This is a genomic window from Streptomyces sp. bgisy130 (assembly GCF_057708345.1).
Window position 1 is genome coordinate 46,580 of sequence record NZ_JBYISA010000021.1, and the last position, 24,827, is coordinate 71,406.

The following is a 24,827-nucleotide window of genomic DNA, read 5'->3' on the forward strand; positions in this document are numbered from 1 at the left end:
AATATGTCCTATTTTCTCGTAATTGATCGATCTTGATGGCTCGCCGTGTCACCACGGGTGAACTTCGGCCCCATGATGCCTGGGCTGCACCCCGGGCTCAGACCTCCGGGCGCAGCATCGGCGGGTTGAGCAGGGTCGCCCCACCGGCCCTGAACAGCTGTGCGGGGCGGCCGCCCTGACGCGTCGTCGTACCGCCTGTGGGCACCAGGAATCCGGGGGTGCCGGTCACCTTGCGGTGGAAGTTGCGGGGGTCCAGCGCGACGCCCCAGACGGCCTCGTACACCCGGCGCAGCTCGCCGACGGTGAACTCCGGCGGACAGAAGGCCGTGGCCAGCGAGGAGTACTCGATCTTCGAGCGGGCGCGCTCCACGCCGTCGCCGAGGATCCGGGCGTGATCGAAGGCGAGTGGGGCCGCAAGCTCGCCCTCCCGGGTGGTGTCGTCCTGCTCCAGGAGGGTCTCGACCGGTGCCCAGCGTGCGCTGTGGGCGTCGCCGCCGGCCCGGGGAGCGGGCAGGTCGGGGGCGAGGACCAGGTGCGCGACGCTGACGACCCGCATCCGGGGGTCCCGCTTGGGGTCGCCGTACGTGGCGAGCTGCTCGAGGTGCGCGCCGTAGATCGGCGACGCGCCCGCCGGGGTCTGGGCTTGCAGACCGGTCTCCTCGGTGAGCTCCCGGGCGGCCGCGGCCTCGAGGTCCTCGTCGGCCCGGACGAATCCACCAGGCAGGGCCCAGCGGCCCTGGAACGGCGGCTCACCGCGGCGCACGGCCAGCGCGCACAGGGCGTGGCGGCGCACGGTGAGCACGACCAGGTCGACGGTGACAGCGAAGGGCGGGAAGGCCGACGGGTCGTAGGGAGGCATGGGCGTGATCATAGTCGTCCGCCTGACGATAAACAGGCCCGAAGCACCTCACGAACCCAGCCGCAGACCATCCGCTGCCGTTTCCACCACCCCCGTCCCGAGTCTGCTGATCCGTACGGCGAACGGTTGTTCCGCGACGCTCAGGCCGGTGAGCTGAAGTGCGCCGAGCGGGGCCGTACCGGGCGGCCGCACGGACACCGTCTTGGCGGGGACATCGGGGCGCAGGCCGGCGAGCGCGACCAGTATGTGCGCCGCGCCGGCCGCCGCCACGGCAGCGGGGCGGCAGGCCGCCGGATGCGGCACGGGGGCGCTGCCCGCGGTGCGCTGCTCCCCCGCGTACATCTCGGGGAGGCGGTACCCGAAGCTTTCCGCGGCATCGAGAACCCCCTTGGTCAGAGCGCCGGCTGTCCGCTCGTGACCGGCCGCGGCCAATCCGGCGGCAGCGATGGCTGTTTCGTGGACGCGGACCGCGCCACTGCGGTGGCCGAACGGGTTGTAGCCGCTCTCCTTGGCGCCCAGCCCCCGCAGGCCCCATCCGGAGTCCATGGCCGGGCTGCCCAGCAGCCCGGCCAGCTGGTCGGTCCGGGCCGCGTCCAGCAGGCCGGGGGCGAGTGCGCCGCCGCCGAGCAGACCGGTGTCGAGGAGCGAGGCGGCGGTGGAGGCGAGGTGCGGGACGGGGCGTCCGTCGGCAGTGAGCAGGGCGGCGGGGCGACCGCCTGCGCCGTCGTCCGGCCAGAAGTCCGTACGGAAACGGGTGCGCAGGTCGTCGGCCCAGTCCCGTAGCGCTGCCGCGTCGGAGGATCCGAAGGCATCGAGGAGATCGGCGCCCAGGAGGGCGGCGCGATGGGCATGGGCCTGGGTCTCGCAGCGGTACGGCCCGTCGGGCGCAGGGTCGGGGACGTAGCCCCTGGGGCCGCCGCCCGGTGGGTCTGTGACGACCCTCAGCCATCGCAGACAGCGCTCCGCCGCGGGGAGCAGCCGCTCCGTCTCCCGTTCGGGCAGGCCCCAGCGGTGGGCCTCCGCGAGCACGACGGGGAACAGCAGGGTGGCCTCGATGCCGGTGCAGCTCGGTGGGGCGTGTGGTCCGGCGTCCCTGAGAGATCCGGGGATTCGGCCGAAATCCGTCCCTGGAGCGGCTTGTTGATTACGAGCGAGGGCGCGCAGTGTGCCCGCGGCGAGCCGAGTGCCCAGGGGAAGCAGCATTCTGGCAGCCCACAGCGCCTCGACCGGTGCAACGCCGCAACGCCAGGGGAACCCGCCGGCGAGATACAGGTCCGCCGTGGCCGCCGGATCGCGCATCAGCAGGCCGTGGAGATCGTCGAGGCTGCCCGCCAGGAGCGCGCCGGCCCGATGGTCGTCGCACGCCAGCCGGGCCGCCGACCAGGGACGCGGTGGCCGGTCGCCACGCGTCCGCCGGGCGACCGGTCCGGTGCGGGGGCCGGGGATGCGGGCGTCACCGAGGAGCCGGCCGTTGCCCCGAGCGCCGACCGGCCCGCCCTTGTCTCGCTCCAGTGCGACGCGTAGTTCGATGGTTCGCCGGGTGCCTGGCGGCAGTTCCAGTTCCCAGCGCAGCAGACCCGCCGATGCCAGCGCGTCCGTGGGGCCTGGTGTCGTGGACACCACCGCGTGCACACCGGGCCCGGACCAGCGGAGTCCGGAGCCGTGGACCGTGGCTTGCAGGCCGGGGCCCGGGAAGCCGACGGCGACGGACCCGAGCTCGGCGAGATCCGTGCCCAGCCGGAGCTCGACCGGAAGCCGGACGGGCTGTGTGGCACTGCTGCGGAAGGTGATCTGCTCGGTGCCGTCGGCGGTCCGCAGCCGCTCCACGTGGAGCTCCGGATCCGGCCCGCTCTCGCCGATCCTGCGGATCGTCCCGACGAACCGGGCACGGTCCGCTCCGGTCAACCGCCCCTGGACGACGAGCGGTTCCTCGCCCGCTACCAGCAGCTCGCAGCGGGACAGGACCCGCCGGCCCTCGCGGTAGAAGCCGTCCATGCCCTGGCCGGTCAGCTGCCCCGACGCCGGGGAGACGGCCAGGCACGGGAGGGCCACACAGACGAGTGCCGAGTGGACGGGCTGCGGTTGTGGGGCCCGGGGCGGTGCCGGGCACCGCGCTCCGGGCCGCCGATGGGCCGGCTGAGCAGTGGGGACGAGGCCTGGCACGCGCTGTGCTCCCTGGTGAGGTCGGGGGTCCGTACGGATTACGCCACTCGGGTGAACGCGCCGGCCGGCGCCCAGGTCACGCCGGCCTCGCAACAGCGGCCCGGTCACCGTCGGCTCCCGTCCCGGCCGGCCCGGCGCCTGCCGCGTCCGTCGGTGGTACGGCTGCCCGGCCCCGTGGCGCGGCGCGGTCCCCGGGGGCGGCCGGCGGATCCGGAGCGGGTCGGCCCGGAGCGTTTCGTAGGCCGCGGTGTTTCCTTGGCGGGAGCGGTGGAAGACGTGGGCACCTCGGTGGCGGCGGCCGCCTCCTCCTGGTGCTGCTCGCGCAGACAGCGGCGCAGCGGCTCCGGATCGAGGCCTTCGTTGATGGCACGGTGCAGCAGCTGGGCGAAGGTGTAGTCGGGGTCGAGGGCCAGGGCGCAGCTGAGGGCGACGCGCGCCGAGGGCCCGTCCTCGGTGGACCAGCAGACCCAGCCGGCCAGGGTGAGCGGTGCCACCGCGTGTTCGGCGTAGCCGCCGGCGCAGCGGCGGGCGAGGGCGCGCCAGAGCCGGAGGGCCGGCGCCGCGGCGGGGCCGTCCATCCACTCCGCCGCCCGGTCACGGGTGACCCGGTCCTGGAGGCCGAGGATGAGAGTGGCGGCCTCGGAGTCGGTGATCAGCGCGTCGTCGCAGGCGTCCCTGGCCCGGTTGCTGCCCGAGGGGGTGTCCAGGCGGAATCGGTGGATCATGGCGCCGGCCAGCTCGAGGGTGTCACGGCGGACGGCCGCCGCCCCGTCCCGCCGGAGCATGTGCGGCACCAGCGCACCGGCTGCCGTGTCCAGCGCCTTCTCCTGTTCGGCGGCCCGCGGTCCGGTGCGGGGCCTCAGCCTGGCCTCCATCTCCTTGAGGGATCCGCGCACCTGCATTCCCGCGTATGCGGCGGCCGCGGCCATCACGGACGTCCCCGGCATGACCATGGGTGTGCCCTCGGCGGGGCAACAGCGGAAGTCGGGACAGCAGTAGGACCAGAAGCGGCCGTTGGAGAGACACAGGGCTTCCAGGACCGGTACGTCGAGCGCGCCGCAGGCGGTACGCAGCCGCTGGGCGAGCGGGCGCAGCCGGTTCTTGACGTCCTTGCCGCTCTCGCCCGCCGCGGGCTCCTGGCAGAGGTAGACGATGATCGCCGCGGGTCGGTCGTCACGCTCCTGACCTGCGGAGATCAGACAGTCGGCGAGCTGGTCGGCGACATCCGGCCACTGTGCGGTGTCGGTCGGAATGCCGAGCCTGACCCGGCCGCCGAAGCGGCCGCGCTCGCCGTGCAGAGCGACCATCACGACGCTGTCGTCCGGATAGAAGCCCAAGAAATACGGCAGGGCGTCGGCGAGCTCGGCCGGGCTGCGCAGGGTGACCTGGGCGTCGGCGGACGGCGCGGGGTCCTCATCGGCGGAGGCGGAGTGGGAGGAGTGGGTGGAGTCGGAGGAGTGGGAGGGGTCGGACGGGCTCGCGGAGCCGGCGATGTAGGCGGGGTTGGAGAGTGCGGAAGGGCCGGTGGTGTGCGCGGGATCGGCCGGGCCGGGCGGTTCAGCGGCGCGGGTGGGGTCAGTGGGATCACTAGGTGCGATGGGGCGGGAGGGCCTGGTGGTGTTCGGCGGCTTGGCAGGGGGTGCCGGCTTGGGCGGGCGGGGGGAGTTCGAGGGGGTCGGAGCGGACGAATGAGAGGAGGTGGCGGCGGAGTTGGTGTCGCCGGGGCGCTTGCTCGGTTCGCTGTGCGGATTCATGGCTCGAAGATCCCGCGGACGGCCGCTGCGCCGCGACCCCTGTGGATAACTCGCGGGCGATGAGGTTATCCACAGGTTCGGGCGGGGGTTCGCGCGATGTCAGTGGCATCGGGTTGCATGGGGGCATGAGCAACGAAGATCTGCGTGCCGCAGCCGATGCCGTCCTGACCCGTCTCGTCGGGGATCCCGGCGGCGACGTCAGGCTGCGTGAGGATCAGTGGCGCGCGATCGAGGCCCTGGTCGCCGACCACCGCCGCGCCCTGGTCGTGCAGCGCACGGGCTGGGGCAAGTCCGCGGTCTATTTCGTCGCGACGGCGCTGCTGCGCGAGCGCGGCAGCGGCCCGACCGTGATCGTCTCCCCGCTGCTGGCCCTGATGCGTAACCAGGTCGAGGCGGCCGCGCGCGCCGGTATCCGCGCGCGCACGATCAATTCCGCCAACACCGAGGAGTGGGACACCGTCCAGGCCGAGGTGGCGGCCGGTGACGTGGATGTCCTGCTGGTGAGCCCCGAGCGGCTCAACAACCCCGATTTCCGCGATCAGGTGCTGCCCAAGCTCGCCGCGGCGACGGGGCTGCTGGTGGTCGACGAAGCACACTGCATCTCCGACTGGGGCCACGATTTCCGGCCGGACTACCGACGGCTGCGCACGATGCTCGCCGATCTCCCGCCCGGTGTGCCGGTGCTCGCCACCACCGCGACGGCCAACGCGCGGGTGACCGCCGATGTCGCCGAACAGCTCGGTACGGGCGAGGGCTCCACGGAGGCGCTGGTGCTGCGCGGGCCGCTGGACCGGGAGAGTCTGAGCCTGGCGGTGCTCCCCCTGCCGGATGCCGCGCACCGGCTCGCCTGGCTCGCGGACCATCTGCACGAGCTGCCGGGCTCGGGGATCATCTACACGCTCACCGTCGCCGCCGCCGAGGAGATCACGGCGTTTCTTCGTCACCGGGGGCACACGGTCTCCTCGTACACCGGCAAAACGGAGAACGCGGACCGCCAGCAGGCCGAGGACGATCTGCTCGCCAACCGGGTCAAGGCGCTGGTGGCGACCTCGGCGCTGGGCATGGGCTTCGACAAACCCGACCTGGGGTTCGTGGTGCACCTGGGCTCGCCGTCGTCCCCCATCGCGTACTACCAGCAGGTGGGCCGGGCCGGCCGTGGGGTCGAGCACGCCGAGGTGCTGCTGCTGCCCGGGCGGGAGGACGAGGCGATCTGGAAGTACTTCGCTTCGCTGGCGTTCCCGCCCGAGGAGCAGGTGCGGCGCACCCTGGATGTCCTGGCGGCCGCCGGCCGACCGGTGTCACTGCCGGCTCTGGAGCCCCAGGTCGAACTGCGCCGCTCGCGCCTGGAGATCATGCTCAAGGTCCTCGATGTGGACGGCGCCGTGCAGCGCGTCAAGGGAGGCTGGACCTCCACCGGCCGGCCGTGGGCGTACGACGCCGAGCGCTATGCGTGGGTGTCTCGTCAGCGCGAAGCCGAACAGCAGGCGATGCGGGAGTACGCCACCACGACGGGCTGCCGGATGGAGTTCCTGCGGCGGCAGTTGGACGACGAGGCGGCGGTGGCGTGCGGCCGCTGTGACAACTGCGCCGGGGCGCGGTTCACCACCGAGGTGTCCGCGGCCTCGCTGGACGCGGCGCGCGGTGAGCTGGGGCGGCCGGGCGTGGAGGTAGAGCCGCGCCGGATGTGGCCGACCGGGCTGCCGGCCGTCGGTGTCGATCTCAAGGGGCGCATCCCGGCTGGTGAGCTGGCCGCGACCGGCCGCGCCCTGGGACGGCTCTCCGACATCGGGTGGGGCAACCGGCTGCGTCCGATGCTCGCCCCGCAGGCCGCCGACGGTCCGGTCCCGGACGATGTGGCGGCCGCGGTGGTCACGGTTCTCGCCGACTGGGCGAAGGGGCCCGGTGGTTGGGCCTCGGGGGCGGCGGAGGCACCGGCCCGCCCGGTGGGCGTCGTCGCGCTCTCCTCACGCAGCCGTCCGCAGCTGATCCGGTCGCTGGCCGAGCGGATCGCCCACGTCGGCCGGATGCCGTTCCTGGGCACGGTGACCTCGTCGGACGACGGTGCCGAGGGCAGGATTCCGCGCAGCAACAGCGCCCAGCGGCTGCGGGCCCTGCACGGTTCGCTGGGTGTGCCGCCGGAGCTGGCGCAGGCCCTGGCCGCGGCGGGTGGCCCGGTGCTGCTGGTGGACGACTACGCCGACACCGGCTGGACCCTGGCCGTGGCCGCCCGGCTGCTGCGCCGGGCGGGAGCTGAGGGGGTGTTTCCGCTGGTCCTCGCCGTCCAGGGCTGAGCGCGGGACGACCACGGCGGCGCGCAGGGATATTTGGGATACCTGCGGTGATTCCGGTCATGGGCGGAAATTGCTCGTTGCCGCATGCGTGTACGACCGCGAGAATTGGAGGTGCTTCCCCTTACCGGCCGTCCGTGGTCAGGCAGGGCCATGTCGTGGTGCGTACCGCGCCCGGCCGCTGCCCGACGTGCGGACGCGTAGACGAAGGGAGGAACGTGACCTTCGACTTCGCCTCGCCCTCGCAGGTGTCCCCGCCCGCGTCCGCCGATTCCGCCCGACTGGGACGGATGCTGGAGCCCGCCGAATGGGCCTCGGCCGGCATCCCGTTACTGCGCAACCCCCGTGAGGTCGTCGCCGGCCTGCACGATCGCCATCACCCTGGGCCGTCGACGGCCATCGTCGCGGTGCTCGATGCGCAGGAGCGGGTGACGGCCAGCGCTTCGTTCACCGAGCTCGCGGCCGCTCCCGACGGCTGGGGGTTCCGCAATGTGCTGCTGGCGCATTTGCGCCGGGTCACCCCGCACGACCTGCGGCTGCGGGCCCCGGTGCGGACCGCCGTGCTGCTCTACTGCCGTGCGGGCGAGCCCCGTTGGACAGAGACGGACGGGGCGTGGATGTGGGGGCTGCGCGATGCCTGCACCCTGCACGGGCTGCGCTGCGGGGCGTACATCACGCTGACCCCGGACCGCTGGCAGGTACTGGGAGAGGGCCGGGGCGGGCGCCGCCCCAGGCAGTCTCCGATGGATGAACTGCCCGGAGAACCGGCCGGGGTGAGCCGCCCGGAGATGCGTCGCTCGACGGCTGCACTTCCGGATGCCCCACGCACGGCCGTGGGTGTTCCCGCGCAGAACCGGTCGATGCCGCGACGCTCCGGCGGCGGCGCCCCGGAAGCCCACCGGCACACTGCGGCGCGCTGAGCGGACCGGGCGGGCGCCCCGGGTTCCCGCACACGACGGAAGTAGCGGGCAGCCCTGCCCGTTACCGTCATGCCGACCGGGCCTCGCCTGTTGGAGACGCAAGCGAGCCCGACGGCCTCCAGGGCCGACGGGCTGTTGCGAACCGGCAGCGGTCAGGCGTGGGCGCCGAGCACGGCGTTGATCCGCTGCGGGTCACCGCAGACGATCAGCAGCGTGCCGGCACGGGCCATCGCCGCGGGCAGCGCCCGCGCGGCGACCTCGTCCGAACCACCGTTGACGGCGACGACCACGACGGGCCGGCCGGTGGCGCGCTCGGCCGTGGCGTCCGCGTAGAACACATCGTCCGCGGCGTCGTGTTGGGCCCAGTACGACGCCTCACCGAAGGACCGTTCATGCACGGCCCACGGGTGGGTTTCGCCGGTGGTCAGCACCAGGATTTCGCCCGGCGCACGCCCGGAGTCCAGCAGCAGGTCGACGGCCTCGTCGGCAGCGTCGACGGCGCCATCGGCAGGGGCCGGGATCAGCTGGAGCTGCGCTCCCGCGGCGGTGCCGGGCTGACCGGCAGGCTGCGGGGAGTTGGTGCGCTGCGCCGGCGGGGCGGCGACAGGCCCACGCGGCGGGGCAGCAGGTCCGGGCTTGCCCGGACGGACACTGGACGCGGGCGCGCCACGCGGAGGTGCGGGGCGGGGACCGGGGCCAGGAACGGGGCGGGGGGTCGGCGCGGTACGGCCGGCGGCCGGAGTTGCGCGGGGACCCGGGACACTCTCGTGAATCTGAGGCTCCTCGGGGATGAGAGGCATAAAGGGATGTCTATCAAACGTAAGTGCGGAACATGTCATCGGGTACCGAATTCATGTCCGCACCGCTCAGAAGTCGAAGCCGAGTTGGCCACCGGCTTGCAGAGCGGCTGCTTCGGGGGTGATGCGCACCTTCTTCAGATGCCGCCACCGGGGCAGAGCGTCCATGTAGGACCACGACACTCGGTGGTGCGGCGTAGGACCGTACTCCTCCAGGGCGATGCGATGGGTCGGAGAGGGGTAGCCGGCGTTGGCCGCGAAGTCGAAGTCGGCGTAGGCCAGGCCCAGTTCGGCCATCATCGCGTCCCGCCGCACTTTGGCGATCACGGACGCGGCGGCAACCGCGATGCAGGACTGGTCGCCCTTGATGACCGTGCGGACGCGCCAGGGCGCGCCCAGGTAGTTGTGCTTGCCGTCGAGGATGATCGCGTCCGGCCGGACCGGCAGCGCCTCCAGGGCGCGGACGGCCGCGAGCCGCAGGGCAGCGGTCATACCCAGCTCGTCGATCTCCTCCGGTGAGGAGTGCCCCAGGGCATACGACGTGACCCACTCGCCGAGCACATCGCACAGTTCGGTGCGGCGCTTGGGAGTCAGCAGCTTGGAATCGGTGAGTCCGTCGGGCGGCCGGCGCAGACCGGTGATGGCGGCGCAGACGCTGACCGGACCGGCCCACGCTCCGCGTCCGACCTCGTCGATACCTGCAACGATCTTGGCGCCCGTCGTGGCGCGCAATGATCGCTCGACGGAATGTGTGGGGGGCTCGTACGGCATGGCGCCAGCAAGGTTACGCCTATTCGGCCCAGCCGTCCGCATCGGATCCGAACCTGGCGGCAAACGGTGTCGGCGGACCTGCGAGAGGCGCCGGGCGGAGCGGCTACCGGCGGGTACGCCGAAGCGGGCACGGGCGGGCGGGGGCCGGTACCGGACGCCGCTGTTCCGACCCCTCGCACGCACCCGTAGGGAGTCGAAGTCACCGTGCGGCACTGCCTGTTGGAAGGCATCGCAGGGCGCGAAGGCAGACACGGAGGGTCGGCCCACAACGGGCGCGGAGGGGGCAAGGGGTGTGGCGGTACGGCGGTGATCAGTCGGCGAGGGCGGGGGCCCACGACGGGAGGGGCTCGGTGCCGTCCAGCCATGCCGCGGGCGGGGCGCCGGTGTGGCCGGCGGCGGCGACGATGCCGCCGACGATGGCGCAGGTGGTGTCGACGTCGCCGCCCGCCTGAACGGTGGTCCAGAACGCCCGCTCGTAGTTGCCGAGATGCTGGGCGGCGGCCCACAGGGCGAAGGGCACGGTGTCATGGGCGCTGGTGCGTCGTCCGCAGCCCAGGACGGCGGCGACGGTGCCGGAGTCGGCGTAGTCGAGCATGTCGCGGGCCCGGCGCAGTCCGGCCTGTACGGCGCTGCGCGGGATCAGCTCCAGCACTCCGTCGAGCAGCTGCTCGGGGCCGGTGTCGCGGGTCGGGTCGGCCACCAGGGCGGCCGCGGCGGCGACGGCCATGGCGCCGACGACGGCCTCGCGGTGCTGGTGGGTGGTGTAGGCGGAGATCTCCGCCTGGTGGGTGGCCTGCTCGGGATCATCGGCGTACCAGGCGCCGAGGGGAGCGATGCGCATCGCGGCGCCGTTGCCCCACGAGCCCTGACCGTTGAACAGCCCGGATGCCAGCTCGCGCCAGTCGCCGCCCTCGCGGATCAGCCGCAGCATGCGGTTGACGGCCGGACCGTAGCCGCGGTCGAAGTCGTGGTGATCGGCGAAGGAGCGGGCGAGGGCGTCCTGGTCGATCCGTCCGTGCGCGGTGAGGACAGCTAGGACGGAGCAGGCCATCTCGGTGTCGTCGGTCCACTGCCAGGGGGCGGGAGGCGGCTCACGGCGCTTGAGGGAGGGGTAGTTCGCGGGGACGAAGAACTGGGATCCGAGGGCATCACCCACGGACAGTCCGCGCAGGCTCGCCAGAGCCCGCTCACAGCGGTCTGCGTCACGGTGGTCGAGGGTCATCGGTGTGCACTCTAACCGGTGGCCCCATAAGGAACGGGTTCACACCAGCGCTCAAAGGGCCGGTCGAGGGTGTACCGGCCGTCCGGGCCGAGCAGCAGGGTGCGCCACTCCGCATTGCCGGGGTTGGACAGCGACTCGAAGTCCGCCACCGTCCAGTGGAACCAGCGCATACAGAACAGCCGCATGGTGAGCCCGTGCGTGACGATCAGGACGTTCGGCGGGTGCTGGGGGTCCTCGAAGCTGCGCCACAGGCTCTCCAGGAAGGCCCCGACCCGGTCGTAGACATCGGCTCCGGACTCGCCCTGGGCGAAGCGGTAGAAGAAGTGGCCGTAGGCGTCCCGATAGGCCTTCTGCCGGCGGACGTCCTCGCGGTCCTGCCAGTTGCCCCAGTCCTGCTCGCGCAGCCGGGGTTCCTCGCGCACCCGGACCTTGGCGGGGTCGAGACGGAGTTCGCGGAAGGTCTGGTGGGTGCGGCGGTACGGCGAGACATAGGCGGAGACCCGCTCGTCGCCGAACATCTCCCGCACCGCGCCGCCGGCCTCCGCCGCCTGCCGCAGCCCGGCCCCGGTCAGGGCGAGCGCGTGATCGGGTTCCCGCTCGTACACGGTGTCGTCGACATTCCCCTCCGACTCTCCGTGGCGGATGAGAACGATGCGTCGGGGCCGAGCCATGCCGCCAGCCTAAATCGGGTGGCTTGTGCCTGTCGCACGCGGTCAAGGGGAGGTCGTGGCTGGTCGTCGCCGTCGGATGTCTGTGGCCCGGCGCCCTGGTCGGCGTCGGTGTCCGGCGGCAGCGGCGGCGCGGAGGCCACACCGGACCGTCGGGCGTACCGGATCAGGGGGCGCCGGTCAGGGCGGCCGGGGCCGGGCGGCCGTCGCGTATCTCGTAGGAACGGCCGCCGAAGCGTCGCCGCAGCAGCCGGTCGTGGGAGACGACGACCAGGGCGCCGGGCCATGCCGCCAGGGCGGCTTCGAGCTCTTCGACGAGGCCGAGCGCCAGGTGGTTGGTGGGTTCGTCGAGCAGCAGCAGGTCCGCCGGGCGGGCCAGCAACCGGGCCAGCGCGAGCCGGCGTCGCTGCCCGGCGGAGAGCGCCCCCACGGGGACATCGAGGTCACGTTCGCGGAACAGGCCGAAGGACAGCAGCAGGGCGGTGTGCTCCTCCACGTCCCCGGCCAGCCCGCGGCGGAAGACCGAGAGCAGCGGTTCAGTGGGACGGGAGACCGGTATTTCCTGTGCGAGGTAGCCGGTCCGGCCTCGGCGCCGCACCGTGCCGCTGTCCGGGGTGGTGACCCCCGCCAGCACGCGGAGCAGTGTGGTCTTGCCGGCCCCGTTGGCGCCGTGGATCAGCAGCCGTTCACCGGCGGCGACGGTGAGGGAGTCCACCGCGAGCCGGTCCCCCACCCGCACTCCGTCGAGCCGGACCAGGGCGCCCTCGGCCTCGCCGAGGTCCGGCGCGGCACGGAACCGGAGCGGGTCGGGCGGCCGGGGAACGGGATCTTCCCGGAGCCTGCGCAGCCGCTCCTGGGCGTTGCGCACTCTGCCGGCCACGGATGCCTGGACGCGGCCCTCGGCCCGGTCGTACGCCATCTTGTTGCCGTCCTTCATGGCCCGGCCCTGAGCGACGTTCCGCGCCGCGCCCCCGGCGAAGTCGGTGAGTCGCGTGATCTGTGCGCACCACTGGGCATGGTCCTGCTCCCAGCGCCGGCGGGCGGCGTCCCTGGCCGCGAGGAAGGTGCCGTAACCGCCGCCGTAGCGGACCAGGGTCCGGCGGTCGGCGTCGACCTCGACGACGGCGGTGGCGATGCGCTGGAGGAAGAGCCGGTCGTGGGAGACGGCGAGGACCGTGCCCCGGTGGGCGAGCAGGGCGCCTTCCAGCCAGTCCAGGGCGGTGGCATCGAGATGGTTGGTGGGTTCGTCGAGAAGCATGACCTCGGGGGCCGCGGCGATCAGGCAGGCGATCCCCAGCCGGGCCTGCTCGCCCCCCGAGAGGCTACCGAGCAGCCGGTCGTGGCCCAGCTGTGCCAGGCCCAGGGCATGCAGTGCCCGGTCGACGCGGGCGTCGGCTTCATAGCCGCCGCGCAGCTCGAAGAGGGTGAGCAGATCGCCGTACTCCTCCAGCCGGCCGGGCGTGGCCCGGTCGAGCCCGCGCTCCAGGGAACGGAGCCGGCGCTCCATGTCCCTGAGGTCCGCCAGCGCGGCGTCGATCGCGTCCTGGACGGTGCGGTCCGGCGGGAGGTCGGGGGTCTGGTCCAGGTAGCCGATGCCGCCCTCGGCCCGGAGGACCACCTGGCCTTCATCGGGCCGCTCGGCACCTGCGACGATGCGGAGCAGTGTCGACTTCCCGGCACCGTTCTCCCCCACGATCCCGACGCGCTCGCCGGGGCGCACCGACAAAGAGACACCGTCGAGCAGCAGGCGGTCGCCGTAGGACTTGGTGATGTCGTGCAAGGAAATCTGAGTGGTCACACATCCCCCCGAGATAAACGCAACCTTCGTCGCATTACGATGAGGATGACAGAGGGAACTCGCTAATGCAACCGGAGTCGCAATTGCCTGATCAGACGATGCCCGACAACGGCCGCGAGAGCGGCGGTGCCGCGCCTTCCCCCGGCACCCGGCGCCCCGGCGGCCGCACCGCCCGCACCCGCGCCGCCGTCCGCGACGCCGTGCTGGCCGGCCTTACCGAGCACGGCTACCCCGGCCTGACCGTCGAATATGTCGCCGCCCACTCCGGTGTGCACAAGACGACGCTCTACCGGCGCTGGAAGGACGTCGAGGGCTTGGTGGCGGACGCTCTGGATCTTGCGGGCGAGGACAGCTGGGTCCCGCCCGACACCGGCTCCCTGGAGGGCGATCTGCGCGCCCTGGCCCAGGAGGTCGTCGATTCGTTCACCGACCCGGCGGTGGCCGCGTCGGGCTCGGCGATGATCGCCGCCGCCTTCCAGTCGGAGCGGGCGGCCGACGCCCTGCGCGCCTACTACACCGAGCGGTTCGCGCGCTGCGAGGTCCTCGTCGAACGCGCCGTGCAACGCGGAGAGTTGACGGCGGACCCAGATGCCGATGCGGACGCCGACGGCGCCACCCCGCACCGCGGCATCGACGCCGGAGCGCTCGTCCGCGCCGTCTCCGCACCGCTGTTCTTCCGCCTGTTCATCACCCGCGAGCCGGTCGACGGCACCGTCGCCGAACAGGCCGTGGCGGCCACACTGGCGGCCGCCCGCGCCGGGGCGTTCACGGTCGACCGGCCGGGCGCCTCCCCCAGAGCGGCCCCCTGACCGCGCCGCCCCTCACACCGTCCACGACGGCTCGAGCTGCACCACGTCCCCCGCGATGGCCCGGACATCCGCGGCTATCTGGGCACGCAGCGCCAGCCGCTCCACCCGCTCGGGCCGGTACTTCCCCCGCTCGGCCGCCGACTGCCACATCGACAGCACCAAAAACTCCTCCCCCGGAGCCCGCCCCAGCATCCCTCGCAGCATGCCCGGAGAACCCGCCATCGCCGGGTTCCAGACCTTCTCCTGCATCAGCATGAAGTGATCCACCCGGTCCTGGCGCACCTGGCAGTGCGCCAGCCGCAGGACATCCACATCGCCGAACGACGGGCGGAAGCCCACCTTCACATCAAACTCGTGTTCGAACAGCCGCACTTGGGCGTCCTTGTACGTGCCGACCTGGGAAGCTGCCAACCGGTCGTGCGAGCGCGCCATGAAGGAGTCGTAGAACGCCCGGCTCTCCCAGAAGGCGACCAGATGCGCGACGCCCGGCCGCCCCCGGCTCCACCCGCCGCCCTGCCCTCGGAACCCCGGCTCACCCAGCAGCCCCGCCCATTTCCGCTGCCCCCGCTCGAACCCTCGACGGTCCACAACGGTGAGGCGAATCCACTTGACCAGCACCGCGCCATCGTACGGCCCAAGGACGGACCGGGATCACTGCGCGTCACATTCACACCACCCCGAACTTCCTTACGGGCGCGGATCGATGGGCGTACGGACACCGAGCCGCTGCTCCACCGCCTCGGCGGCCGCCAGACACCAGTCCTCCCGGTAGGAGCGACCGATCAGTTGCACTCCGTACGGGAGCCCGTCCGCCACCCCGGTGGGGACGGCCACCGCGGGCACCCCGACGAAGCTGGTCGCGGTGCACAGCCGCATCGCGTGCTGTACCCGCCGGTGGCTCTCCTCGTCCCGTATCTCCTCCCCCGGAGCGAACGGCGGATCGGTGAACACCGGCCCCAGGACCAGCGGATACTCGTCCAGGAAGGCCGCCCAGTCCCGCTGGATACCCAGCCGCACCCCGGTCAGCCGCAGATACTCCGGCAGCTCCACGGGGGCCGACCTCGCCATCCCCCACTCGACATAGCGCTGGCCGCCCTCCCCGAGCAGCGGTTTGACCGCCGGCCAGGTGGTGGAGAACTCGGTGAGCGTCATCCGGGCGTAGGCGTCGAGGGCGTCGTCCAGCCGCGGCACGTCCGCCACTTCGTGCACCTCGTACCCCGCGTCCCGCAGCGCGTCCGCCGCGCTCTCCACGGCCCGGCGCACCGCGGGATGCACTCCGCCGCCTCCGGGATCCGCCACCATCGCCACCTTGAGGGGACGCCCCGGCGGCGCCCCGTAGGGCGGCACCGGCACGGCCCGTGGGTCGCGCGGATCGGCCCCGGCCAGCACCTCGTAGGCGAGCCGGAGATCATCGACCGTACGGGCCAGCGGGCCGTCGACCACGAGGAACTGGGCGGCGAGAGAGGGATCGTCCGGGCCGATGCGGTGATCGGCGGCGAACCGCCCGTAAGTCGGCTTCAGACCCGCGACGCCACAGAAGGACGCGGGAATGCGCACCGAACCCCCGGAGTCGTTGCCGAGTCCGAGCGGGGCCATCCCGCTCGCCACGGCCGCGCCGTCGCCGCCACTACTGCCGCCCGGAGTGACCGCGGCACTCCAGGGATTCACGGTGTCCCCGAACAGCTCACTACGGGTATGGATGCCGGCCAGGATGAGCGTCGGCATATTGCTGTGCCCTACGGGGATACCACCCGCCGCGCGCAGACGCGCCACCGGGGGCGCATCGGAGTGCGCGACAAAGTCACGGAAGCGCTCCGCGCCGTAGGTCGTCGGCACCCCTTCGATGGCCGTGGTCTCCTTGACCGTGAACGGCACACCGGCCAGCGGCCCCGGCTCCACACCCGCCGCCCGCCTGCGGTCGGCCTCCGCCGCCTCGCCCCGCGCCCGTTCGGCGAGCAGCTGGGTGACGGCATTGACGGCCGGGTTGACCTCGGCGATCCGCTCCAGATGCGCCTCGACCAGCTCCACCGCCGACACCTCACCGGCGCGTACCGCCGCCGCTTGGGCGCGGGCCGTCATCGTCCACAGTGCGTCGCGCATGTCCTCCCCTTCCCGCGGCCTCAGCCGGCCCTCCCCCGGGCCGCCCGGACCGTTTCCGAACGTTCCGATGCACTTGCATCGCTTCGGCATCGTAACCTTGCTGCCGATACACACGCATCGAATAACCGGAGTACGGGGCATGCCCAAGCAGGTCGACCACGAGAGCCGGCGCCGCCAGATCGCCGAGGCGGTGTGCCAACTCGCCGACGAGAGCGGCCTGGAGGGCGTCACGCTCCGCGACGTGGCGGCCCGCGCACAGGTCTCCATGGGCGCCGTCCAGCGCTGCTTCCGTACCAAGGAGGAGATGCTGGTCTTCGCGCTCGGCCACATCGGCGAACGGGTCACCGCCCGGGTCTCGGCCCGGCTCGCCGCCTCACCCGCCCAGTCGGCCCGTACGGCACTGGGGCACGCCACCACGGAGGTGTCGCTCCTCCAGGAAGAGCATCGCGCCGAGGCGCGGGTCTGGCTGGCCTTCGTGGCGCAGGCCACCGTCAGCCCACCCCTGGCCGGAATCTTGCGTACCAACTACGCCGGTCTACAGACGGTGTTCGCACGGCTGATCTCCGAGGCCTCCGACACCACCGACCCGGACCGCGCGGCCCGCACCCTGCTCGCCCTGGCCGACGGCCTCACCACCCATGTCCTGATCGGCCACCTCTCCCCCGCCGAGGCGCTGGACGTACTGGACGGCCAGCTCAACCACCTCTGGGACGCGCGGACAAGCTGAGCGGCATCCGGCGTTCCATGGGCCGGACGGCGCTTTCCAGCCACCCGAGCAGAAGACAAACCACGGGTGACCAGGGGCAGTTCACCCCGCCCACGGGCCGTGAGGCGTGGCACGATGGTCAGCCAACGGGAAGCCCTGGGGAGTGGTCCGCCTGCCCGCGCAGGCCGCGCCACGCCCCCGGGAGATGACGGGAGGGAAGTGTCCGGTGAGCACGCTCAGCAAAGGGATCGAGAAGGTCGAGGTAACGCTCAAATGGGACCCGAGCCCCCTCGGGACGCCGGACAATGATCTCGACATCGTCGCGGCCACCTATACGGCCGACGCGCCGCACGGCGAGCCCGCCTATCTGGTGCACTTCGACAGCCGGTCGCCGGACGGGACCATCACCCTCAACCGGGACAGCAGGACCGGCCAGGGGTTCGGCTTCGACGAGATCATGACGCTGGAGCTGGACCGGCTGGCCGAGACCTACACCCGGGTGCTCGTGGGGGTGGCCATCCAGCAGGGCGAGGGCCGCAAGGTCTTCGGCGATATCGCGAACACCGCCGTACGGATCCGCGAGGGGTACACCGATCTGGCGGAGCACGGCTTCACCGAGGTCGCGGGGGCGACGGCCGCGACGGTGGCCGAATTCACCCGGGACGAGGGCGGGCAGTGGCGCTTCCGCTCGGCGCTCCGGGGATTCGACACCGACCCCCACACGTTCACCTCGGAAATGGGCCGCTGACGGGCTGACGGCACGCGGACGGCGGCGCGCCCGAGGGCCGCAGCGAGGGGGAGGTGGCCCTGTGCCGCCTCCCCCTTTGCCATGCCGCGCGCCGTCGGCCGCCCGTTCACGGCGACAGTGCGCCGCCACCCGCTCCCGCCGTACCTGCTCCTCGCAGGACACCAAAGAGGGTGCCGACCTTGGTCGACACCCTCTCTCAGGCGCGGTGCGGCGCCCTCAGCGGCAGTTGCTCAAGGCCGCGTCGGACGCCGTTCCGTGCGTGATCAGCTGCAACCGCTGGTCGATCCGCAGCCCTCGCACAGGTAGCAGCTGCCGGCCCGCTGCATCTTCGTCCCGCAGGAGAAGCACAGGGGAGCGTCGGCGTTGATGCCCAGCTGCATCTCGACGAGTTCGGCGTTGGTGTGCGCCTGCTTGGGGGCCGGGGCAGCGGCCTCCTCGACGATCTTCGCTGCCGGGGTCGACTCCGTCTGGCGGGGCGCCGACTGGGCCAGGCCCTCGACATCGACCTCGTCCTCGGAGGGCTCGTACGAACCGGTCTCCAGGTGGCGCTGGCGCTCCTCGACGGAGTGGATGCCGAGCGCCGAGCGGGTCTCGAACGGCAGGAAGTCCAGGGCCAGGCGGCGGAAGATGTAGTCGACGATCGACTGCGCCATCCGCACGTCCGGGTCGTCCGTCATACCGGCCGGCTCGAAGCGCATGTTGGTGAACTTCGAGACGTAGGTCTCCAGCGGCACGCCGTACTGGAGGCCCACGGACACCGCGATGGAGAAGGCGTCCATCATGCCCGCGAGGGTCGAGCCCTGCTTGGACATCTTCAGGAAGACCTCACCGAGACCGTCGTCCGGGTAGGAGTTGGCGGTCATGTAGCCCTCGGCGCCGCCGACCGTGAAGGAGGTGGTGATGCCGGGACGTCCCTTGGGGAGGCGGTTGCGGACCGGGCGGTACTCGACGACCTTCTTCTCGGCGACCGGCTCGGCCTTCTTCTCCTCCTCCTTCTTCTTGGCAGAGAGCGGCTGGCCGACCTTGCAGTTGTCGCGGTAGATCGCCAGCGCCTTCAGGCCGAGCTTCCAGCCCTGGAAGTAGACGTCCTCGATCTCCTCGACGGTGGCCGACTCGGGGACGTTGACCGTCTTGGAGATCGCGCCGGAGAGGAAGGGCTGCGCGGCGGCCATCATGCGCACATGGCCCATGGCGGAGATCGAGCGCGCGCCCATGGCGCAGTCGAAGACCTCGTAGTGCTCGGCCTTCAGGGCCGGGGCGTCGATGACATTGCCGTGGTCGGCGATGTGGGCGACGATCGCCTCGACCTGCTCGGGCTGGTAGCCGAGCCGCTTGAGCGCCTTGGGGACCGTGTTGTTCACGATCTGCATGGAGCCGCCGCCGACCAGCTTCTTGAACTTGACCAGCGCCAGGTCCGGCTCGACGCCCGTGGTGTCGCAGTCCATCATCAGGCCGATGGTGCCGGTCGGTGCCAGCACCGACGCCTGGGCGTTGCGGAAGCCGTTCTTCTCGCCGAGCCGCAGCACGTCCTGCCATGCCTCGGTCGCCGCGGCCCACACCGGGGTGTCCAGGTCGTCCATGCGGACGGCGCTGCCGTTGGCGTCCGAGTGCTGCTTCATGACGCGCTTGTGGGCGTCGGCGTTACGGGCGTAGCCCTCGTACGGGCCGACGACCGCGGCCAGTTCGGCCGAGCGCCGGTAGGAGGTGCCCGTCATCAGGGAGGTGATGGCACCGGCCAGCGCGCGGCCGCCGTCCGAGTCGTAGGCGTGGCCGGTGGCCATCAGCAGGGCGCCGAGGTTGGCGTAGCCGATGCCCAGCTGGCGGTAGGCGCGGGTGGTCTCGCCGATCTTCTCGGTGGGGAAGTCGGCGAAGCAGATGGAGATGTCCATCGCGGTGATGACCAGCTCGACGACCTTGGCGAAGCGCTCGGCGTCGAAGGACTGGTTGCCCAGGTCGTCGGCGCGCAGGAACTTCAGGAGGTTGAGCGAGGCGAGGTTGCACGAGGAGTTGTCCAGGTGCATGTACTCGCTGCACGGGTTGGACGCGGTGATCCGGCCCGACTCCGGCGAGGTGTGCCAGTGGTTGATGGTGTCGTCGTACTGGATGCCGGGGTCGGCGCACGCCCAGGCGGCCTCCGCCATCTTGCGGAAGAGCCCCTTGGCGTCGATCTCCTCGATGACCTCACCGGTCATCCGGCCACGCAGCCCGAACTTCGAGCCGGCCTCGACGGCCTTCATGAACTCGTCGTTCACCCGGACCGAGTTGTTGGCGTTCTGGTACTGGACGGAGGTGATGTCCTCGCCGCCCAGGTCCATGTCGAAGCCCGCGTCGCGCAGCGCGCGGACCTTCTCCTCCTCCTTCACCTTGGTCTCGATGAAGGCCTCGACGTCCGGGTGGTCCACGTCCAGGACGACCATCTTGGCCGCACGGCGGGTGGCGCCGCCCGACTTGATCGTTCCGGCGGACGCGTCGGCGCCGCGCATGAAGGAGACCGGGCCGGAGGCGTTGCCGCCGGAGGAGAGCAGCTCCTTGGAGGAGCGGATACGGGAGAGGTTCAGACCGGCACCGGAGCCGCCCTTGAAGATCATCCCCTCTTCCTTGTACCAGTCGAGGATCGACTCCATGGAGTCGTCGACGGAGAGGATGAAGCAGGCGCTGACCTGCTGCGGCTGCTGGGTGCCGACGTTGAACCACACCGGCGAGTTGAAGCTGAAGACCTGATGGAGCAGGGCGTACGCCAGCTCGTGCTCGAAGATCTCGGCGTCCGCCGGGGAGGCGAAGTAACCGTTCTCCTCGCCGCTCTTCCGGTACGTCTTGACCACTCGGTCGATGAGCTGCTTGAGGCTGGACTCACGGGTCGGGGAACCCACCGCGCCACGGAAGTACTTGCTCGTGACGATGTTGACCGCGTTCACCGACCAGAAGTCGGGGAACTCGACGCCACGCTGCTCGAAGTTCACCGAGCCGTCGCGCCAGTTGGTCATGACGACGTCACGAGACGCCCACTCCACCTCGTCGTACGGATGCACGCCGGGGGTGGTGTGGATGCGCTCGATGCGCAGACCCTTGCTCGCCTTGCTGCCCTTGGCGCGGGAGCCTCGTGCCGGGCCGCTCGTCGTCTCTGTCATTCCGCCTCCCTGTATACGGGCAAACGCCCATATGTGCGCACGCATTCCGTGGCACGGTGTATGTCTTTCCGATACCGGGACGCCCTGCTCTCGCCCCGGTACAGGTCCTGGATGCGCGCCGAGCTCAGTCGGCGGCGGTGGCGGGCACGGGGACGGCCGGGCCGCCGGCCTCCCCCTCGGTCCCGCATTCCTGCCCGGGCGGTCCCAGCTCGCGCTGCTCGCGCAGCTCGGCAATGGCCGCCTCGAAGTCCTCGAGCGAGTCGAAGGCCCGGTAAACGGAGGCGAAGCGCAGGTACGCGACCAGGTCGAGTTCCTGCAACGGCCCCAGTATGGCGAGCCCGACGTCATGGGTGGACAGCTCGGCACTGCCGGTGGCGCGCACCGCCTCCTCGACCCGCTGGCCGAGCTTGGCGAGGGCGTCCTCGGTGACCGGCCGGCCCTGGCATGCCTTGCGCACTCCCGCGATGACCTTGTTGCGGCTGAAGGGCTCGGTGACCCCGCTCCGCTTGATCACCATCAGTGACGCCGTCTCGATGGTCGTGAAACGGCGGGAGCAGTCGGGGCACTGGCGGCGCCGGCGGATCGCCGTCCCGTCATCGGTGGTGCGGCTGTCGACGACCCGGCTGTCCGGGTGCCTACAGAAGGGGCAGTGCATGGCTCCACCCTCCTCACCCTGTGATATACGGACGTACGTACGCCAACGAGCCCCACGTACGGCGACAGACCTCTGGCCGGTCCGTACGGGCCCTTCGGAGCAGTCACCAGCATAGGCGATTCCCGGCCCTCCGAGGGACCAGGCACCACAACTTCTGGGGACCCGACCGCATCAAACCACTAGATGTGGTGTCGGCCCGCTTACATCCGCCTACCGCGTGTCGCGGCGGAGGCGGGCCGGGCGGTCGCCCATGAGAGTACGGGAAGCCACCCGGCCGGCGGTGCGGCGGGGCCGGGATGACAGAATCGAGCGGGTCGGGAGGACCGGCCGCCGAGCCCTTCGCGCGATGACGGTCCGGCCCGCCGCCCGGCCGGAAAACCCGGTGCACGCGGTCCGTCGCGGCCCGGAACGCCACTCGGCCATACACCCAGCCACTTGATCCGGGTAGGCAATAGCCGAATATTTCACTCGAACGTGTGTTTGGCGCAACCTTTCGAAAGCAACTACCGTTGGCTAACTAGGGAGAACATTTCGAGAGGGGCCGACGTGACCACCACCGCAGACAGCGCGACCATCACCGCACAAAGCCACTCCCAGAGCCGGTTCGAGCACCCGCAGAAGGCACAGCGGCCGATGGACGACGCCACGTTGGACTCCGAAGAGCAGAAGCCCCCCCGCGCCCTGCCCGGCCGCCCCCCGGGGATCCGCGCCGACAGCTCGGGGCTCACCGACCGCCAGCGCAGGGTGATCGAGGTGATCCGGGATTCCGTGCAGCGGCGCGGCTACCCGCCGTCCATGCGCGAGATCGGCCAGGCCGTCGGGCTGTCCAGCACCTCGTCCGTCGCCCATCAGCTCATGGCGCTCGAGCGCAAGGGCTTCCTGCGGCGCGACCCGCACCGCCCCCGGGCCTACGAGGTCCGCGGCTCGGACCAGGCCAGCAGCGCCGCGACGGAGACCGCGGGCAAGCCCGCCGCGTCCTATGTCCCGCTGGTCGGCCGGATCGCCGCCGGCGGCCCGATCCTCGCCGAGGAGTCGGTCGAGGACGTCTTCCCGCTCCCTCGCCAGCTCGTCGGCGACGGCGAACTGTTCGTGCTGAAGGTCGTCGGCGACTCCATGATCGAGGCCGCCATCTGCGACGGCGACTGGGTCACGGTCCGCCGCCAGCCGGTCGCCGAGAACGGTGACATCGTCGCCGCGATGCTGGACGGCGAAGCCACCGTCAAGCGCTTCAAGCGCGAGGACGGCCATGTGTGGCTGCTGCCGCACAACTCCGCGTACCAGCCGATCCCCGGCGACGAGGCGACCATCCTCGGCAAGGTGGTGGCGGTACTGCGCCGCATCTGACCCACCGCCCCTCACGACCGAGCCCCGGAACCACTGCGCCGGTTCCGGGGCTCTGTTTGTGCGCCTGAGCCGGCGCCGCCTAGGCGTCGGTGTCTGCGGCCTTCGCCGCTGCGTCGATGGCGGCCAGCGAGCGGCGGACCTGGTTGCGGTCGGTGGTGTACCAGAACTCGGGCATCGACTTGCGGAGGAAGGAGCCGTAGCGGGCCCGCTCCACCCGGGGGTCGAGGACGGCGACCACACCGCGGTCGCCGGTGGCGCGGACCAGACGGCCGGCGCCCTGGGCCATCAGCAGGGCCGCATGGGTCGCCGCGACCGCCATGAAGCCATTGCCGCCGGCCTCCTCCACGGCCTTCTGCCGGGCGCTCATCAACGGGTCGTCCGGACGCGGGAACGGCACCCGGTCCATCACCACCAGCTGGCAGTTCACCCCCGGCACATCGACGCCCTGCCAGAGGGACAGCGTGCCGAACAGGCAGGTGCGGGCGTCCTCGGCGAAGGCGCGGATCAGCTCGCCGAGGGTCTCCTCGCCCTGGAGGAGGATCGGCAGATCCAGCCGGCCGCGCAGCTCCTCCGCGGCGGCCTGGGCGGCGCGCATGGAGGAGAAGAGGCCGAGGGTGCGGCCGCCCGCCGCCTCGATCAGCTCGGTGAGCTCATCGAGCATGTCCGTACGGCTGCCCTCCCGGCCCGGCTGGGCCAGATGCTTGGCGACGTACAGGATGCCCTGCTTCGAGTAGTCGAACGGGGAGCCGACGTCCAGGCCCTTCCAGGGCGGGACGTCCTCACCCTCCGTGCCCTCGGGGGCCAGCCCCAGGGAGGCGGCGACCCCGTTGAAGTCGCCCCCCAGCTTGAGGGTGGCGGAGGTGAGAGTCACCGAGCGGTCGTCGAAGAGCTTCTCGCGCAGCAGGCCCGAGACGGACAGCGGCGCCACCCGGAGGGACGCGCCGAAGCGGTCATGGCGCTCGTACCAGACCACGTCGTACTCGGAGCCGTTCGCGATGCGCTCGGCGACGGCGTGGACGTTCTCCAGCGAGGCGAGGGCCTGCTTGCGGACGGCGTCCTCGTCCTGGACCGACTTGTCGCGGGTCGAGCCGAGCGCCGAGATGACCGTACGGGCCGCGTCCCGCAGCGCCATCAGGCAGTAGCCGAGGTCCTCGGGGATCTCCTCCAGGCGGCCGGGCAGAGCCAGCTCCATGAGGCGTTCGAAGGTCTCCGACGCCGTCTGGAGCTGGTCCGCGGCCTTCTCGTTGACGAGCTTGGCGGCCCGGCGGACGGCGCGGTTGACCTGGCCGGGGGTGAGCTCGCCGGTGGCGACGCCGGTGACCCGGGAGACCAGCTCATGGGCCTCGTCGATGATCAGGACCTCGTGCTGCGGGAGGACCGGGGCGCCCTCGATCGCGTCGATGGCGAGCAGCGCGTGGTTGGTGACGACCACGTCGGCGAGCTTGGCGCGCTCCCTGGCGGCCTCGGCGAAGCACTCCGCCCCGTACGCACACTTCGAGGCACCCAGGCACTCCCGGGAGGAGACCGAGACCTGGCCCCAGGCGCGGTCGGAGACCCCGGGGGTCAGTGCGTCGCGGTCGCCGGTCTCGGTCTCGTCCGCCCAGTCGCGCAGCCGCAGCAGGTCCTTGCCGAGCTTGCTGGTCGGCGTGGCCTGCTCGAAGACGTCGAAGAGGCCGTCCTCCTCTTCCTGCGGGACGCCCTCATGGAGGCGGTGCAGACACAGGTAGTTCGAGCGACCCTTGAGCATGGCGAACTCCGGGCGGCGGCGCAGCAGCGGATGCAGGGCCTCGACCGTCCGCGGCAGATCGCGCTCCACGAGCTGGCGCTGGAGCGCCAGGGTGGCCGTGGCGACCACCACTCTCTCGCCATGGGCGAGCGCCGGGACCAGATAGCCGAGGGACTTGCCGGTGCCGGTGCCGGCCTGGACGAGGAGGTGGGAGTTCTCGTCCACGGCCCCGGCGACGGCCTCGGCCATCGCCACCTGGCCGGGGCGCTCGGTGCCGCCGACGGCGGTGACGGCGGCGTGGAGCAGATCGGGGAGGGAGGGCTTTGTCATAGCGCTGCAAGCCTACGCGGGACCACTGACAGCCGGGTCCG

The 24,827-nt window shown here is 71.8% G+C and carries 19 protein-coding genes; 6 read left to right on the forward strand and 13 right to left on the reverse strand.

Going from position 1 to position 24,827, the window contains the following annotated elements:
- Positions 1–97 precede the first annotated feature (97 nt).
- From AC3EUV_RS24835 to AC3EUV_RS24845, 3 genes are all read right to left on the reverse strand, one after another.
- Entirely contained in the window at positions 98–859 is a 762-nt protein-coding gene (locus AC3EUV_RS24835; protein WP_181018681.1) for an NUDIX hydrolase, read from the reverse strand.
- 48 nt (positions 860–907) lie between these two features.
- Complete coding sequence (locus AC3EUV_RS24840; protein ID WP_432143939.1) at positions 908–2,911, reverse strand: glycogen debranching N-terminal domain-containing protein; 2,004 nt, start codon at positions 2,909–2,911, stop codon at positions 908–910.
- A 215-nt stretch (positions 2,912–3,126) separates the two neighbouring features.
- On the reverse strand, positions 3,127–4,776 hold the full coding sequence (locus AC3EUV_RS24845; protein ID WP_435603940.1) for a DUF4192 domain-containing protein: 1,650 nt from the start codon (positions 4,774–4,776) through the stop codon (positions 3,127–3,129).
- Positions 4,777–4,901: 125 nt separating this feature from the next.
- Between AC3EUV_RS24845 and AC3EUV_RS24850 the strand changes: the two genes are divergently transcribed.
- Both AC3EUV_RS24850 and AC3EUV_RS24855 read left to right on the forward strand, forming a co-directional pair.
- Positions 4,902–7,067 (forward strand): RecQ family ATP-dependent DNA helicase, encoded by a 2,166-nt coding sequence (locus AC3EUV_RS24850; protein ID WP_432143941.1) that lies wholly within the window; start codon positions 4,902–4,904, stop codon positions 7,065–7,067.
- A gap of 215 nt (positions 7,068–7,282) precedes the next feature.
- Positions 7,283–7,984: a hypothetical protein gene (locus tag AC3EUV_RS24855; RefSeq protein ID WP_432143942.1), complete on the forward strand. Its 702-nt coding sequence runs from the start codon at positions 7,283–7,285 to the stop codon at positions 7,982–7,984.
- A 152-nt stretch (positions 7,985–8,136) separates the two neighbouring features.
- On the opposite strand, the gene AC3EUV_RS24860 is transcribed toward AC3EUV_RS24855, so the two are convergent.
- The 5 genes from AC3EUV_RS24860 to AC3EUV_RS24880 form a co-directional block, all read right to left on the reverse strand.
- On the reverse strand, positions 8,137–8,784 hold the full coding sequence (locus tag AC3EUV_RS24860; RefSeq protein ID WP_432143943.1) for a hypothetical protein: 648 nt from the start codon (positions 8,782–8,784) through the stop codon (positions 8,137–8,139).
- A 66-nt stretch (positions 8,785–8,850) separates the two neighbouring features.
- Positions 8,851–9,552, reverse strand: coding sequence for a ribonuclease HII (rnhB, locus tag AC3EUV_RS24865; protein WP_085925276.1), 702 nt, complete (start codon positions 9,550–9,552; stop codon positions 8,851–8,853).
- Between the two features lie 310 nt (positions 9,553–9,862).
- Positions 9,863–10,774, reverse strand: coding sequence for an ADP-ribosylglycohydrolase family protein (locus AC3EUV_RS24870; RefSeq protein ID WP_432143944.1), 912 nt, complete (start codon positions 10,772–10,774; stop codon positions 9,863–9,865).
- Positions 10,775–10,785: 11 nt separating this feature from the next.
- The gene (locus AC3EUV_RS24875; protein ID WP_432143945.1) at positions 10,786–11,445 is read right to left on the reverse strand and encodes a histidine phosphatase family protein; all 660 of its coding nucleotides are present in this window, start codon (positions 11,443–11,445) and stop codon (positions 10,786–10,788) included.
- Between the two features lie 163 nt (positions 11,446–11,608).
- Positions 11,609–13,255 (reverse strand): ABC-F family ATP-binding cassette domain-containing protein, encoded by a 1,647-nt coding sequence (locus AC3EUV_RS24880; protein WP_435603954.1) that lies wholly within the window; start codon positions 13,253–13,255, stop codon positions 11,609–11,611.
- An 83-nt stretch (positions 13,256–13,338) separates the two neighbouring features.
- Here AC3EUV_RS24880 and AC3EUV_RS24885 point away from each other — a divergent pair, with 83 nt between their 5' ends.
- Positions 13,339–14,049 carry a TetR/AcrR family transcriptional regulator gene (locus AC3EUV_RS24885; protein WP_435603955.1) on the forward strand — a complete coding sequence of 237 codons (711 nt, stop codon included), beginning with the start codon at positions 13,339–13,341 and terminating at the stop codon, positions 14,047–14,049.
- A gap of 12 nt (positions 14,050–14,061) precedes the next feature.
- On the opposite strand, the gene AC3EUV_RS24890 is transcribed toward AC3EUV_RS24885, so the two are convergent.
- The gene (locus tag AC3EUV_RS24890) at positions 14,062–14,667 is read right to left on the reverse strand and encodes a YdbC family protein (protein ID WP_042159834.1); all 606 of its coding nucleotides are present in this window, start codon (positions 14,665–14,667) and stop codon (positions 14,062–14,064) included.
- A gap of 69 nt (positions 14,668–14,736) precedes the next feature.
- On the reverse strand, positions 14,737–16,149 hold the full coding sequence (locus AC3EUV_RS24895) for an amidase (protein WP_435603941.1): 1,413 nt from the start codon (positions 16,147–16,149) through the stop codon (positions 14,737–14,739).
- Between the two features lie 139 nt (positions 16,150–16,288).
- On the opposite strand from AC3EUV_RS24895, the gene AC3EUV_RS24900 reads away from it, so the two are divergent.
- The gene (locus AC3EUV_RS24900; RefSeq protein WP_432143948.1) at positions 16,289–16,876 is read left to right on the forward strand and encodes a TetR/AcrR family transcriptional regulator; all 588 of its coding nucleotides are present in this window, start codon (positions 16,289–16,291) and stop codon (positions 16,874–16,876) included.
- A gap of 184 nt (positions 16,877–17,060) precedes the next feature.
- Positions 17,061–17,603, forward strand: a complete 543-nt coding sequence (locus AC3EUV_RS24905; RefSeq protein WP_432143949.1) for a TerD family protein — start codon at positions 17,061–17,063, stop codon at positions 17,601–17,603.
- A gap of 263 nt (positions 17,604–17,866) precedes the next feature.
- Here the strand turns inward: AC3EUV_RS24905 and AC3EUV_RS24910 are convergent, their stop codons facing one another.
- A complete protein-coding gene (locus tag AC3EUV_RS24910; RefSeq protein WP_432143950.1) occupies positions 17,867–20,731 on the reverse strand; it encodes a vitamin B12-dependent ribonucleotide reductase in 2,865 nt (954 codons plus the stop codon).
- Between the two features lie 124 nt (positions 20,732–20,855).
- On the reverse strand, positions 20,856–21,386 hold the full coding sequence (gene nrdR / locus AC3EUV_RS24915) for a transcriptional regulator NrdR (RefSeq protein ID WP_432143951.1): 531 nt from the start codon (positions 21,384–21,386) through the stop codon (positions 20,856–20,858).
- Between the two features lie 546 nt (positions 21,387–21,932).
- Between nrdR and lexA the strand changes: the two genes are divergently transcribed.
- Complete coding sequence (gene lexA, locus AC3EUV_RS24920; RefSeq protein WP_432143952.1) at positions 21,933–22,730, forward strand: transcriptional repressor LexA; 798 nt, start codon at positions 21,933–21,935, stop codon at positions 22,728–22,730.
- A 79-nt stretch (positions 22,731–22,809) separates the two neighbouring features.
- On the opposite strand, the gene AC3EUV_RS24925 is transcribed toward lexA, so the two are convergent.
- A complete protein-coding gene (locus AC3EUV_RS24925) occupies positions 22,810–24,786 on the reverse strand; it encodes an ATP-dependent DNA helicase (RefSeq protein WP_432143953.1) in 1,977 nt (658 codons plus the stop codon).
- Positions 24,787–24,827: the final 41 nt, after the last annotated feature.